Origin of the sequence: Cognataquiflexum rubidum (assembly GCF_022538115.1) — a bacterium.
GTDB lineage: Bacteria > Bacteroidota > Bacteroidia > Cytophagales > Cyclobacteriaceae > Cognataquiflexum > Cognataquiflexum rubidum.
The window spans coordinates 1-14848 of sequence record NZ_JAKZAL010000015.1 but is presented as its reverse complement, the minus strand read 5'-3'; the positions used below and the strand labels follow the sequence as shown (position 1 = coordinate 14848).

Annotated in this window: 14 protein-coding genes; 11 read left to right on the top strand and 3 right to left on the bottom strand. The window is 40.7% G+C overall.

The window, feature by feature from the left end:
* Positions 1-79: 79 nt before the first annotated feature.
* The 4 genes from MMU05_RS15700 to ctlX all read left to right on the top strand — a co-directional run bounded on the left by MMU05_RS15700 (position 80) and on the right by ctlX (position 5726).
* Positions 80-2608, top strand: coding sequence for an ATP-dependent Clp protease ATP-binding subunit (locus tag MMU05_RS15700; protein WP_241142631.1), 2529 nt, complete (start codon positions 80-82; stop codon positions 2606-2608).
* Positions 2609-2758: 150 nt separating this feature from the next.
* Positions 2759-3700: a hypothetical protein gene (locus tag MMU05_RS15695; protein ID WP_241142630.1), complete on the top strand. Its 942-nt coding sequence runs from the start codon at positions 2759-2761 to the stop codon at positions 3698-3700.
* Between the two features lie 168 nt (positions 3701-3868).
* Positions 3869-4771, top strand: coding sequence for a hypothetical protein (locus MMU05_RS15690; protein WP_241142629.1), 903 nt, complete (start codon positions 3869-3871; stop codon positions 4769-4771).
* Between the two features lie 19 nt (positions 4772-4790).
* The gene (gene ctlX / locus MMU05_RS15685; protein WP_241142628.1) at positions 4791-5726 is read left to right on the top strand and encodes a citrulline utilization hydrolase CtlX; all 936 of its coding nucleotides are present in this window, start codon (positions 4791-4793) and stop codon (positions 5724-5726) included.
* Here ctlX and MMU05_RS15680 read toward each other — a convergent pair.
* Both MMU05_RS15680 and purB read right to left on the bottom strand, forming a co-directional pair.
* Positions 5718-7274 (bottom strand): SulP family inorganic anion transporter, encoded by a 1557-nt coding sequence (locus MMU05_RS15680; RefSeq protein WP_241142627.1) that lies wholly within the window; start codon positions 7272-7274, stop codon positions 5718-5720. The genes ctlX and MMU05_RS15680 overlap by 9 nt on opposite strands.
* Before the next feature lie 156 nt (positions 7275-7430).
* A complete protein-coding gene (gene purB, locus MMU05_RS15675; RefSeq protein WP_241142626.1) occupies positions 7431-8777 on the bottom strand; it encodes an adenylosuccinate lyase in 1347 nt (448 codons plus the stop codon).
* Between the two features lie 290 nt (positions 8778-9067).
* Here purB and MMU05_RS15670 point away from each other — a divergent pair, with 290 nt between their 5' ends.
* Complete coding sequence (locus MMU05_RS15670; RefSeq protein WP_241142625.1) at positions 9068-10168, top strand: 2Fe-2S iron-sulfur cluster-binding protein; 1101 nt, start codon at positions 9068-9070, stop codon at positions 10166-10168.
* A gap of 40 nt (positions 10169-10208) precedes the next feature.
* Positions 10209-10664, top strand: a complete 456-nt coding sequence (locus MMU05_RS15665) for a hypothetical protein (protein WP_241142624.1) — start codon at positions 10209-10211, stop codon at positions 10662-10664.
* Between the two features lie 22 nt (positions 10665-10686).
* On the opposite strand, the gene MMU05_RS15660 is transcribed toward MMU05_RS15665, so the two are convergent.
* On the bottom strand, positions 10687-11010 hold the full coding sequence (locus MMU05_RS15660; RefSeq protein WP_241142623.1) for a HesB/IscA family protein: 324 nt from the start codon (positions 11008-11010) through the stop codon (positions 10687-10689).
* Positions 11011-11127: 117 nt separating this feature from the next.
* Between MMU05_RS15660 and MMU05_RS15655 the strand changes: the two genes are divergently transcribed.
* From MMU05_RS15655 to MMU05_RS15635, 5 genes are all read left to right on the top strand, one after another.
* A complete protein-coding gene (locus tag MMU05_RS15655; RefSeq protein WP_241142622.1) occupies positions 11128-11649 on the top strand; it encodes a DUF7935 family protein in 522 nt (173 codons plus the stop codon).
* Between the two features lie 4 nt (positions 11650-11653).
* Positions 11654-12067: a YkvA family protein gene (locus tag MMU05_RS15650; protein WP_241142621.1), complete on the top strand. Its 414-nt coding sequence runs from the start codon at positions 11654-11656 to the stop codon at positions 12065-12067.
* A gap of 48 nt (positions 12068-12115) precedes the next feature.
* Entirely contained in the window at positions 12116-12832 is a 717-nt protein-coding gene (locus MMU05_RS15645) for a Rossmann-fold NAD(P)-binding domain-containing protein (RefSeq protein ID WP_241142620.1), read from the top strand.
* Positions 12833-12835: 3 nt separating this feature from the next.
* Positions 12836-13288, top strand: a complete 453-nt coding sequence (dtd, locus tag MMU05_RS15640) for a D-aminoacyl-tRNA deacylase (protein WP_241142619.1) — start codon at positions 12836-12838, stop codon at positions 13286-13288.
* 134 nt (positions 13289-13422) lie between these two features.
* Positions 13423-14848: ATP-binding cassette domain-containing protein (locus tag MMU05_RS15635; protein ID WP_241142618.1), on the top strand; the 1426-nt coding region annotated here is incomplete at its 3' end.

Sequence of the window (14848 nt, the reverse complement as noted above, 5' to 3'; positions counted from 1 at the left end):
ATCTGTAAATAGATTGTGTTTTTAAAACAAATTCGGTAACATTATTACAGATTTAAAATAAAATTTAGAAAGGAAATAAATGGAAGCAAAATTTTCAAACAGGGTAAAAGAGGTGATCTCTCTCAGTCGTGAAGAAGCTTTGCGGTTGGGTCATGATTATATCGGTACAGAGCACCTCTTGCTGGGTATGATTCGAGAAGGGGAAGGAGTGGCTGTTTCCATATTGAAGAAGTTGGGTGTGCCACTTGACGAGCTTCGCAATTCTATCGAAAGGGCTGTAAAAGGTACAGCTACGCACAATGTAAAAAACCTTGCTAACATCCCGTTGACAAGGCAATCCGAAAAGGTTTTGAAAATTACCTATTTGGAAGCTAAAATATTCAAGAGCCAACTTATCGGAACCGAGCATTTGTTGTTATCAATCCTGAGGGATGAGGACAACATTGCGACTCAAATCCTCCATAAGTTCGACACCAACTATGACTCTGTGAAAGAGATGTTGGAATTCCAAACAGATTCTGCTCCCCGTGCAAAAGCAGAAGCCGACGATCCGGACGAGGACGGTTCGAAATTGTTCGGTTCTTCATCAGGAAGTGCATCAGGAGCCTCCAAAACTACGGGAGAAAAATCCAGAACTCCGGTTCTTGATAACTTTGGAAGAGACCTTACCAAGATGGCTGAAGATGACAAGTTGGATCCGATCATTGGGAGAGAAAAAGAAATCGAAAGGGTTGCTCAGATTCTTTCAAGAAGAAAGAAAAACAACCCTATCCTTATCGGAGAGCCTGGTGTAGGTAAAACTGCCATTGCTGAAGGTTTGGCTTTGAGAATTGTACAGAAAAAAGTTTCCCGTGTTTTGTTTAACAAGCGCGTGGTAACCTTGGACTTGGCATCTTTGGTGGCAGGTACAAAATATAGAGGTCAATTTGAAGAGAGAATGAAAGCCGTCATGAACGAGCTCGAAAAGTCTCCCAGTGTGATTCTGTTTATAGACGAGTTGCATACTATTGTTGGTGCCGGTGGTGCCAGCGGATCTTTGGATGCTTCCAACATGTTCAAACCGGCATTGGCCCGAGGAGAAATCCAATGCATAGGAGCCACCACTTTAGACGAATACAGACAGTATATCGAAAAAGACGGCGCTTTAGCCAGAAGGTTCCAAATGGTGATGGTAGATGCTACTACACCCGAGGAAACCATTCAAATCCTCAATAATATCAAGGACAAATACGAAGACCACCACAATGTAATCTACACGCCTGAGGCAATAGAAGCCTGTGTGAAACTTTCTGACAGGTATATCTCAGACAGATTCCTTCCTGACAAAGCGATCGATATTCTTGATGAAGCCGGTGCTAGAGTCCACATCAATAATATCCATGTTCCGGAAGATATTCTGAGATTGGAAGAAGAAGTGGAGAAAATCAAGGTGGAAAAAAACCGTGTTGTAAAAAGCCAGAAATACGAAGAAGCCGCCCAATTGAGAGACAAGGAGAAAAAACTCCTTGAGCAATTAGAAAATGCGAAAGCCAAGTGGGAAGAAGATAGCAAGACTAAACGCTACACTGTAGAGGAAGATAACGTTGCAGAAGTTATTGCCATGATGACGGGCATTCCCGCCAAAAGGATTGCACAGAATGAAGGATTGAAACTTCTAAACATGAACGAAGAGCTTCAGGCTAAAGTCATCGGTCAGGAAGAAGCGATCAAGAAGCTTTCAAAAGCCATCCAAAGAACAAGAGTGGGATTGAAAGACCCGAAAAAACCAATCGGTTCATTCATCTTCCTTGGCCCTACCGGGGTAGGAAAAACAGAGCTTGCAAAGATGCTTGCCAACTATCTTTTCGACAAAGACGATGCGCTCATAAGAATTGACATGTCGGAATACATGGAAAAATTCAGTGTTTCCCGACTTGTGGGAGCGCCTCCGGGATATGTCGGATATGAAGAAGGTGGACAGCTGACAGAGAAAGTCAGAAGAAAGCCTTATTCTGTGGTGCTTCTGGATGAAATTGAAAAAGCGCATCCCGACGTGTTCAATATCCTGCTTCAGGTATTGGATGACGGAATCTTGACGGATGGATTGGGCAGAAGGGTAGATTTTAGAAACACAATCATCATCATGACTTCCAATATTGGAGTTAGAGACTTGAAGGATTTTGGTGCGGGCATTGGATTTGCATCCAAAGCAAAATCCACAAGTATGGATGATGTCATGAAGTCAACGATCCAAAGCGCGCTAAGGAAAGCATTCAGCCCTGAATTCTTAAACAGATTGGATGATGTAGTGGTGTTTAATTCTCTGGATAAAGATCATATCCATAAGATCATTGATATCAGCTTGAGCAAATTGTTCAAAAGAATCACTGACTTGGGTTATTCTATCCAATTGACTGATAAAGCCAAAGATTTCCTTGCTGACAAAGGCTATGACCAACAGTATGGTGCAAGACCTCTGAACAGGGCAATCCAAAGGTATCTTGAAGATGCGTTGGCGGAGGAAATTCTTAAAGGTGAACTTTCCGAAAACGACATCATCATGGCAGATTATTCAGGAGAAGGAGATGAATTGACCATTACAGTAGAGAAAAAAGAGAAAGCAGAATAAAAACACAAAGCTTTTATTAGAGATAGGTGAACGGGAAATTGTTCGCCTATTTTTTTGTTTTAATCAGTTGTCTGTGTTGGAATTTCAAACAAGGCAAGCAACAATAATTTTATTCTTACCTTTCAGCCATAATTCCAATCTACATAATCGATGAAATTTTATTTTTATCTTCCTTTTTTGGTAATCCTTCTATTTGCTTGCAAGGAGAATGAAGCTCCGGAAAACAACCCAGGAGGAAATATTCCTTTTAAGTCTGATTATAAATTAAGCGATTTAAAGAATTCTGATTTTTTTGAACCAAAAGCCGAAGCAAGAGGTAAAGTCGGATTAAAAGAGGGTTCGGGACTTGCTTACAGTCGTTACAACACCGGTTTTGTTTGGACTATTCAAGACAAAGGGAATACCAACAGCCTTTACCTGCTTGATATCACCAATGGGGAGACGGTTGCTGAATATAAGATTAAAGGAGCGGAAAATAGAGATTGGGAGGACATTGAAATCAGTCTAGGTCCTGAGTCCGGAAAAAATTACCTATATATTGGAGACATTGGCGACAATAACCAGGAGTATAAAGATTATACTATATACCGCTTTGAAGAGCCAAAGTTTGAAGAATCTCACCGGTCTAAAACCATAGACTTAGAATTACCCTTGGAAAAAATCCTTTTTGAATATCCTGACAAAAGCCATGACGTTGAAGCATTGTTGGTAGATCCCATTACCAAGGATATTTTTTTGGTCACCAAAAGGGATATTTTCTCATTGCTATTTTCCTTGCCCTATCCTCAAAAGACAGATAAATTAAACACAGCTATTCGTGCCGGTACTTTTCCTTTTAGAATCGCAACGGCGGGAACAGTCTCTGAAGATGGCAATGAAGTTTTGATCAAGAATTATGATAAAATTTTCTTTTGGAAAAAAACCACAGACCAATCCTTGGTAGCATTGTTGGAGAGCATTCCGTCTTTTGCACCTTACGAAAAAGAAGAACAGGGAGAAGCAATTTGCTTCGATGATAAAGGTGGATATTTTACACTTAGCGAATGGAATGATGGGATCATTCCTGATTTGAACTATTACAAAAGGAAATAAGGGGGAAGTTAATTGAATTTAATCGGTCAGATTTTGTTGAATCAATGAATAGCTCGATTATTTCTTATCGCCCAAGCCCTGTATGGTTTAGAATCCCAACAAAAATTAACTTTGCCAAACCCAAAAAAGCCCGAACTTTGTTATCCATAATTAAAGAGAGACTTAGAAATGAGTGAATACATGAGGTTGTTTTTGTTTTTGTATTTTTTCCCATCCATGCTGATGCTGAATATCCCCCAGCCAAAATTGGTCAGGCTTGAAAAAGAGGCTGATCAACATTTTTTCACAAATCAAATCAGTGTTGGGACTTTAGAAAACAAGGAAATCGACGAGGCGAGCGGTATAGCGTTTTCTAAAACCCATGATGGTCTGATTTACACCCACAATGACAGTGGGGGAGGGAGAAAGATATTTGTAATTGATACCTTGGGAAAAGGTTTGACAGTATTCAAACTCAAAGGTGTTTGGAACCGAGATTGGGAAGACATTGCCGTTGGTCCGGGTCCGGATCCAAAACTGAATTACATATACGTAGGTGAAATTGGAGATAATCAGGCAAGGTATACCAATGTTTTCATTTATCGATTTCCCGAACCGGAGCAATTTTTAGAAGCGATGGAAGTGGAGCCTGAGATATTGAAACTGAGCTACCCGGATGGGGCCAAAGATGCGGAGACTCTTATAGTAGACCCGATTACGAAAGACATTTTTATTTTGACGAAGCGTGATAGCCTGAATATTCTCTACAGAACCACCCAAGAGGCATTTGAAAAGAAAGAGGCTGTGTTGGAGAAGGTGATGGAATTGCCGTTTACGATGTCGGTAGCGGGGGATATTTCGAGTGATGGTAAAGAGATTTTGATCAAAAATTACTTTACTGTTTATTATTGGAAAAGAAATGAAAATGAAACCATCCCTCAGGCCTTGGCCCGTGACCCGTTGATTTTGCCCTATAAGCCTGAACCACAAGGTGAGGCGATTGGCTTTCACCCCAATGGAAAAAGTTATTTCACCTTGAGTGAAAAAAGGTTCAACATAGAACCTGCATTGTATAGGTACAATCGAAAGTAATATTCCTGACCAGAACTTTATGACAAATCAAATTACTTCCCACATTTTAATGGTTAGGCCTACAAATTTTGGTTTTAACCCAGAAACTGCCGAAAACAACTTTTACCAACAAAAGGATGACCGCAATGCGGATGAAGTCAATACAATAGCCCAGCGGGAATTTGATGCTTTTGTTTCTTCACTTCAACAAAAGGGTGTAGATGTTTTGGTGGTGGATGATACAAGCTCACCCAAAAAAACCGATGCCATTTTCCCCAACAACTGGTTTAGCACGCATCAGGACGGGAAATTGGTGCTTTATCCCATGTTTTCTCCAAACAGGAGGTTGGAAAGGAGAAAAGACATCATTGAAATCCTGATCAATAAAGGTTTTAAGATTTCTGAAATAATTGACCTGACTTTTTTTGAGCAGGACGGGCAATTCTTGGAGGGAACGGGAAGTTTGATCCTGGATAGAATCAATAAAGTCGCCTATGCCTGCAGGTCACAAAGGACACACAGTACGCCTTTAGGATATTTTGGGAAATTAATGGGATTTGAGATTGTCGACTTTGATGCGACCCAAGTCATAAATGGTGCTGCTTCCCCGATTTACCATACTAATGTCATGATGCATGTGGGGTCTGAGATTGCTGTTGTCTGTTTGGACAGTATTCCGCTAGCGTCTGAAAAGCTTAAAGTACAGGAATATCTGGAAAAAACCGGAAAGAAAATGATTCCCATTACGTCTAAGCAGAAATTTCAGTTTGCAGGTAATATGCTTGAAATACAGAACATAAAAGGGGAGAAATTCACTGTCATGTCCGATTCGGCATTTCATTCTCTCGGTGAGGTCCAGATCAATACCATCAAAAGATACACGGAAATCCTCGTCCCGAAAATCCCAACCATTGAAAAAATAGGTGGAGGAAGTGTCCGATGTATGATGGCAGAGATCTTTTTGCCCTTAATGTAATCCGGTCGTTTTGATCGATTTAATTTTGATGGTGTCCACGTCTATATTTCTGGATCCTGCGTTGGTTTTGAAATTTTCAATTACCTCAAGGACGTCGTAGTCTATCACTTTGGATTTGGATCCATCAATAATCACATGTTTTCCATCCGGTATATCTTCAAGCGCTTTTATCAGGGCACCTTTATTGAGAAAACTTACCTCTTCTGAAAGGACAATCCTGATCGAACCGTCAAGTTCCTCTTTCCTGTCATCCAGCAAGTATGAGTTTTGGTAATTTCTCAAAAGAATAAATACCATGGCTATCCCCATTCCCAAACCGATTCCTATCAAAAGATCGAATAAAACTATTCCCATAATAGTAATAATAAACGGCAGGAATTGATCCCAACCAAGTTTTGCCTGATTCCTAAAAAGGGAAACTTTAGTAAGCTTATATCCTACCATCAGCAAGATAGCGGCGAGACATGCCAGTGGGATCAAATTAAGAAGTCCAGGGATAAACATGACACTTGCGAAAAGCAATATCCCGTGGAAAACTGCAGAAATCTTTGTTCTGCTGCCTGCCGTCACATTGGCGGAACTCCTGACAATCACAGCCGTCACGGGTAGTCCTCCTACAAATCCGTTGAACACATTACCGATGCCCTGAGCCAAAAGCTCCCGGTTGGGTGGCGAAATACGCTTCAAAGGGTCTATTTTGTCTGCAGCCTCCAAGCTGAGCAAGGTTTCTAAACTTGCAATAATCCCGATAGTCACTGCCGCAAGCCAAACATCGCTGTTACCCAATTGCGAAAAATCCGGGAATGTGAACAGGTTGAAGAATCCATCAAAAGACTGAACTACAGGCAAAACCACTTTGTCTTCATTGCTCAAATACAAAGACGGGACAAAAAATTTAAAATATTTATTCAGTCCGATACCCAACAAAACCACGATCAAAGGACCGGGTATTAATTTGGTAAAGGAAAGTTTTTTAATGAACTGCTTGTCCCATAAAATCAGGATGCCGATTGAAACTGCTGAAATAATGATGGCACCTATATCCAATGTGTTGGTCAAATTACCAAGACTCATCACAGCATCCCAATCATTTACAAAGGGTATGAATTTCTCTAAATCTTTGGTATCATTTACACCAAAAGCATATGGAATCTGTTTTATGATCAAAATAATTCCGATACCAGCCAGCATTCCTTTAATAACAGAAGTTGGGAAATAATAGCCAATAACCCCGGCTTTTAAAACCCCAAAAGCTATTTGGATTATTCCTGCAAGAACTACCGCAGAAAGGAAAACTTCAAAACTCCCAAGTTCGGTGATGGCATTGAGGACTATAACCGTCAAACCTGCCGCTGGACCAGAAACAGAAGTATGGGAACCGGACAAAGAACCAATTACAATCCCTCCGATTACTCCTGCAATAATTCCGGAGAATAAAGGTGCGCCAGAGGCCAAAGCAATTCCAAGACATAAAGGAAGGGCTACCAGAAAAACGACCAATCCTGCCGGTAAATCATTGCCAAGGTGTGAAAAGAGACTTTTTTGCATGAATATTGGGCCTGTTTGATTTAAACTTGAGGCTAAAATATCATTTTTAACCAAATCTTAGAGAACATTTTTGATAAATAGAATCTTAAAATAATTCCTAAAAGAGCCCTGGAAGTTTAAATACATTTTAAATCCCGAGTGCCCTCATCTGTATTTTCAATATTTTCCCGTAAAATTAAATGGACTGATCCCGCTTAATTCGGCCTTTATCGAATCAGAAACATTCAAAGTGTCTATAAATTGTTTGATGGAAGTTTCGGTGATTTTTTCATTTGTCCTAGTCAATTCTTTCAGGGCTTCGTAAGGTTTTGGATAGCCTTCTCTTCTTAAAATTGTTTGAATGGCTTCCGCCACCACGGCCCAGTTGTCTTCCAGATCCGCATCTATGGCCGCACGGTTGAGTTCAAGTTTTCCAAGTCCTTTTTCTAAAGACTCGAAAGCTATCAGCATATGGCCTAAAGGAACGCCGATAATGCGAAGGACCGTACTATCGGTCAGGTCACGTTGGAGCCTGCTGATTGGGAGTTTTGCAGCCAAATGCTCCAAAAGTGCATTGGCAATCCCTAAGTTTCCTTCTGCATTTTCAAAATCAATGGGATTGACTTTATGTGGCATGGCAGAAGATCCTATTTCTCCGGCTTTGATTTTTTGCTTGAAATAATTCATGGCGACATATTGCCAAACATCTTTGGATAGGTCCAAAAGAATGGTATTGATTCTTTTTAACCCATCAAAAAGTGCAGCAAGGTTATCATAATGTTCTATTTGGGTCGTAGGATAGCTTCTTTCCAATCCCAAATATTTCGAAACAAAATCATCTGCAAATCCATGCCAGTCTGTGTCCGGGTACGCCACAAAATGGGCGTTCAAATTCCCAGTGGCCCCTCCAAACTTTGCAGAATAAGGAACCTGTGACAATAATCCAAGTTGTTTTTCAAGGCGTACCACAAATACCATGATCTCTTTGCCCAACCTTGTCGGGGAGGCAGGCTGACCGTGGGTTTTGGCAAGCATCGGGATATCCTTCCAATCGTTTGCTTGGGATAGGAGCTTAGACATGACCCGATCCAAAGCCGGTAAAATCACCTCATTGAGCCCGTTTTTTAGCATCAGCGGAGTAGAGGTATTATTGATGTCCTGTGAAGTCAGGCCAAAATGGATGAATTCTTTGAATTCTTGAAGGTGTAGTTTGTCAAATTTCTCCTTAATGAAATATTCCACTGCTTTCACATCGTGGTTGGTGGTCTTCTCAGTTTCTTTGATGGTCTCGGCATCGACAATTTGAAACTCAGAGACAATCTTCCTCAAAGCCGGGAAAAGGTTTTTATCAAAATCCTTCAACTGTGGAAGAGGAAGTTCGCAAAGGGCGATAAAGTACTCGATTTCTACGTGAACCCGGTATTTGATCAAAGCAAACTCTGAAAAATAGGAACGAAGGGGAGCGGTTTTATTTCCATAACGGCCGTCAATGGAGCTCACGGCTGTCAGATGTGTCAATTCCATAAGGATGATTTTTGATTTGAGCCTGCAATTTAGGTTTTCAATATGAAATACGGAGGTAAATTTTAAATAAAAGGCTTTTCTGCAGGTGTTACTGTCCGCGTGATTTGTTTATTTCTTATTTCAATTTGATTTTTAAAAAGTTTTAAAATTCCTTTTGCCTAATTCGAACCTGTTTCCCATTAATTTGTTGTGATGATGGTTATTAATCAGTGAATAAATAAAATAATTACAAAACAGAACCTTAATTTTGGGCGAGCCAAAATTGTAAGTGTGTAAATTGAAAATCGCGAATGTTTAATCTATTCAAGAAAAAGGACAATAAGAGGGGAGACCATTATATGTCTTTGAAAGTAAGGGAAGTAGTCAAAGAAACTTCAGATACAGTTACCATCTATTTTGAGCAACCGGAGCCATATCTCGATTATAAGCCCGGCCAATACATCTCTTTGATTCTGGAATTGGGTGGAAAGGAAGTAAGGAGATCTTATAGTCTCTGTACTTCACCATTTACAGATCCTCATCCGGGGATTACCATCAAGCGTGTCCAAGGCGGTTTGGTTTCCAATTACCTCAACGAAAAGATCAGACCTGGTAAGACCATAGAAATAATAAAACCTCTGGGACATTTTACCACAGAGTTTCATTCCAAAAATAAAAACCAATTCGTAATGGTGGCCGGAGGAAGCGGCATTACTCCGATCATGGGTATCATCAAGTCGGTTTTTGTCAATGAACCTGAATCAAAAGTTACCCTGATTTACTGCAGTAGGTCTGAAGATCAGATTATTTTCAAAAAGCAACTTGATGCTTTTGAATCAAAATATCCCGACAGGTTCAAAATATTCCATAATATCAGTCAGCCTAGTTCCGGTTGGACCGGACTAAAAGGCCGGTTGGATGTAGAAAAGGTCAAGACCATCCTGAATGAAAATAACCACCCTGGACTCGATTCCCCCAAATTTTTTACCTGTGGTCCAGATGGTGTAATGGACACGGCGATCTCAGCATTCGAATCCATGGGTTTTGACAAAAAATCAATCTTTAAGGAAAGCTTTTTTTCAGACATTCACGCCAAAGAGGAGACACTCAAGTCGGAAGGTAAATTGTCTCCTGAGCTGACCCGGGAAATCGAGGTAACTGTCGAAGGACAATCCTACTCTTTTGAAGTTCCTGCGGGAAAAACAATTCTTGAAGCGGGATTGGACAAAGACATCAACATGCCTTACAGCTGTCAAAGTGGTCTTTGCACTGCCTGTAGGGGAAAATTGATTTCCGGTAAAGTTGATATGATCGAAGATGCAGGATTGAGCGAAAGTGAAATAGCAGCAGGATATATTTTATGTTGTTCGTCCAAGCCGGCAAGTTCTGATATCAAAATTGTAATCGAATAGGATTTTGGAAGACTCACAATTAAGGAAAATCTACGACAATTTGGAACGGACTGTGCTGATCATGATCGCCATTCCGATTCCCTTTTTTGGATTTGTTTACCTGAATTCAGAGAGCCCGATTTTCTTTTTCAACGTGCCTCAATTACCTGGATTTTGGGAATATTTTGGTTTGGGAACTGTTTTTACTCTTTTGCTAGCCCAGTTTGTGGTTTTCCAAAAAGAAAGCAAAGGTATAGTCAACTCCAATTATGACCTTCCAATAAAGCTTCATTCCTATTCCAAAGCTTCATTCAAGAGATTTGGGCTACTGCTGGTAGCTGCGTTGATATCGGCATTGGGTTTGTTTTTATTTGAAAACCCGGGATATACGGTCTCTTTTGCTATTGCATTGTTGTTTTTTTCAGTAGCCAAGCCTTCTCCTGACCGGATTATCAGGTCGTTGAAGCTGGTAGGGGAAGAAAAAGAGCTTGTAAATGGATTAAAGAGAAGGGGATAAAACCCTTTCTGGCTGCTAGGGTCTATTGATTGTCACTGTCATGTCTTTTGGGAATATCAGGATTTACAAAAGTAAAACCCCTTGCTTCATCCCCCTCAAAAAAATCAACCTGCATCCCCATCAAAAACATGTAATGTTTTTTTTCGATTAAAACAGGAATGCCGGCCACTTCAAATCGTTGGTCGCCTTCCTTGGGTTTATCAAATCCCAAAAGATAGGACATTCCGCCACAGCCACCACCTTTGACTCCCACACGGAGCGAGTAGTCAGGAGGGATATTTTTATGGGCAATGATATCCTTGATTTCGGATTGTGCCTTTTCAGTGATTTGGATCGGAATCAACATGTCTATTTAATCCACTTTTTGATAGGTAAGTTCAAATTTAGGTTTTAAAAATATCAATTGGCAAAGTTTTATTGCGTCTATTAATTTCTGATATTCGGATCAAATTATTGAAATTATATGGCGTATCTCGCGGATTTATTGAAAATTATTTTGCCTGCAGGATTGGTGATTTATGGGATGTACCTGACTATCATGTCCTTTCTTCAGAAAGAAAGGGAGAAAATGTTGTTGGATTTGAAAACCCAAAACACACAGACGATTTTGCCTATCAGGTTGCAGGCAGGTGAAAGACTTTGTCTTTTGCTCGAAAGGATCACCCCAAATAACCTTGTCAGAAGAATCAGCAACCCTGAATTTTCGGCCAGAGAATTCTATAGCCAATTGCTACATGAGGTAAGGGAGGAGTTTAACCATAACCTTTCTCAGCAGGTTTATTTTACTGATGAAACTTGGGAAAGCGTCCGAAGGGCGGTGGAGAGTGTCGTTACCATCATCAATACCGCTATGCAGGATTTGCCGGAAGAGGCCAGAAGTATCGATCTCGCCAAGCGGGTTTTTCAGCTAACATTGGACCAGAAAAATGATGCTATCCAAATGGCCTTGAAATCCGTTAAGTCTGAAATAAGAATATTCTTCTAAAAACATGGCGTCATTAAGGGAAAAGACAGTTGATTTTTTTGGCAAGGCCAAAATCCTTTACCTCGAAAAAGCAAACCAAATAGCGGGGGAGGACAGTAAGCTTCAAAAGCTTTTGAAAAATGTCAGCGACAGGCTTAGTCAAGTTTCCCATCATCCAAAGGTGCAGACAGCTTTGGAACCGATCTTGATTTTCAAAAGGATGATCCAGGCTCACAGAAGTGGAAAATTTAAAGTTTCATCCAAAACATTAGGTCTCATTGTTTTGGGTTTGGTGTATTTCGTCACCCCAATAGATATTATTCCTGACTTTATGCCGATTTTGGGTTTTACGGATGATCTTTCCGTGATTTTAGCGGTGTTCAATACTGTCAAACATGAAGTCCAGGATTTTTTGAATTGGGAAAAGACCCAGGCTTAATGACTTTGAACTTTTGCTTTTCATCTTTTTGGGCGTACTTTACCTGATATGAAAAAAATAGCATTTCTCGCAGGTACCTCAGGTTTGATTGGCATGCAGCTGCTGCACCAGTTGCTTCAGGACAGTTCTTATGATTACCTCATTTCAGTAGGACGTCGCAAACTCGCCTTGAAGCACCATAAGTTAGTACAGGTGGAAGGTGATTTCAGCAAAATCCAAAGTTGGGACATAGAATCCAAACTGCGGGAAGAGGACTTGGGCGGGGTATTTTTCCCCCTTGTAGATGCCATCAATAAAAAATCCTGTGAAATGCATGCTTTCTGTTCCTTGGGTACTACCATCAAAGTGGCAGGATCGAAGGAGAAATTTTACGAAATTGACCATGGTTATGTGATCGGATTTGCATCTTGGACACATACTTTGGGTGTAAATAAATTTTTATATGTCAGTGCAATGGGTGCCAATCCACAGTCTTTGGTTTTTTACAACAAAGTCAAAGGAGAGACCGAAGAGGACCTTAAGGTGATACCATTTGATTATCTTGGTCTGTTTCAGCCTTCATTATTGGTCGGGAACAGGAAAGAATTCAGGTTTGGGGAAGAAGTGGCCAAAATATTGACAAAGCCTTTGGTATGGTTGAAATTGGGGAAGTCTTTCCGTCCCATCAATGACAATCAGGTTGCGAAGGCAATGATTCATCAAGCCAACCAAACCAAACCGGTAAAAGTGGAGATTATTTCCTCTAAGAAGATGCAGGATTTTTGAGGTATGATAGCAGTGATTCAAAGGGTATCTGAGTCCACAGTCAAAATAGACGGACAGATCAAAGGCCAAATCGGGACAGGATTGATGGTCTTATTGGGAATAGAAGAGGCGGATGGCACTGAAGATATAGAATGGCTGAGTAAAAAAATCGTCAACCTCAGAATTTTCCCTGATGATAATGGGGTGATGAACAGAAGCATTCTTGAGGCCTCAGGGGACATTTTGCTCATCAGCCAATTTACTCTCCATGCAAGTACCAAAAAAGGCAACAGACCCTCCTATATCAAAGCTGCAAAACCTGACATTGCCATTCCGATCTACGAGAACTTTATTCATTCCATTGAAAAGGAATTGGGAAAACCCATCCAAACAGGGGAATTCGGGGCCGATATGAAAGTAGCTTTGGTCAATGATGGTCCAGTCACGATCATTATGGACAGCAAAAATAAAGTTTGAGGAAGAAGTAAGAGTTTACAGTTAACAGTCTCAGTAGGCAGTTTGGCAAAACCCAAAAACTCGACAACGCGATAACTTGACAACAATTTCAACCACTACAACAATTTCAACCACTACAACCAACCCCCCCCTTCATGTTCACGTTAATTTCCATCCAAAAAGCCACTGTCAGACAATTTGACAAAGTAGTTTTTGAGAACCTGGATTTTGAATGGGAGACAGGTCAACATTGGGCGATTTTGGGGCAATCAGGAGTGGAACTCACAGCTTTTTTGGATACCCTATTAGGCAAAACCATGGTGACTTCAGGTACCATCCAAAGGTCTTTTGCCAAAGAATACCAAGAGCAAAAATCAGAAGCAGGCGAAGTAAACTCATTCAGGGATTTGATTGCCACCGTTTCTCAGCAGTATACTTTTAAGAACAAGTCCAACCTGGGTAATTTCTATTATCAGCAACGCTTCAACTCGATGGAGTCGGATGAGGCCCTGACTGTGGAAGATTATCTTAAAAACATAGAAGTAAAAGTGCCCGGTCCCTGGAGCTTATCAAAAGTAATCAGGTTCATGAATTTAGAACATCTCAAAGACAAATCCCTTATCAAATTGTCGAATGGAGAGACGAGGAGACTTTCTTTTGCCACAGCTTTGATCAAGAATCCAAAAATTCTTTTGATGGACCAGCCGCTTACGGGTTTGGACAAAGAAACAAGGGGTGATTTTGGAGGTATGCTTTCAGATATCATTGCCTCGGGGATTCATGTCTTGATGAGTACCCACCATGACGAGATTCCATCCGGAATCACCCACGTAGCCATATTGAGCGAAAATAAAATCTCCAATGCCGACAAAGCGGAAAGAATAAAAGGAGTGCACCAAAGCATGCGGTTTGAGAATGACGTTGATCCGGAATTTGTAAAAAGGCTTTTGGTTAAGAATTCGGCATTTTCCTTCCAAAAAATCCTGGAGTTTAAAAATACTGTGGTAAGGTATGGAGACAAACAGATCCTGGATGGCATCAATTGGACGATTCTTCCCAATGAAAAGTGGGCTCTAAAAGGAGAAAACGGTGCAGGCAAATCCACTCTTCTCAGTTTGGTATTGGGTGAAAATCCTCAAGCCTATGCCAATGAAATATGGCTTTTTGACAGGAAAAGAGGATCAGGAGAAAGTATATGGGATATCAAAAAGCAAATTGGATTTGTAGCGCCGGAGCTTTCGAGGTTTTTTCCACCCAATCAAACCTGTATCAAGGTGGTGCTATCGGGATTATTTGACACCATGGGTTTGTTCAAAAAAGTCTCTCCGGAGCAGGAAAAATTGGCAATGGATTGGTTGGGATTGTTTCACTTGGAAAATATAGCCAATCGATTGTTGAGTCAGGTTTCACTCGAAAACCAAAGGTTTATCTTGCTTGCCAGGGCTTTGATCAAAAATCCCGAATTATTGGTTTTGGATGAGGCTGCCCAAGGAATGGATGACTTACAAAGGGTCAGGTTCAGAGAAACTGTCGATCTGGTTTGCAAAATTCTGCCGGTTTCGATGATTTATGTGAGTCATT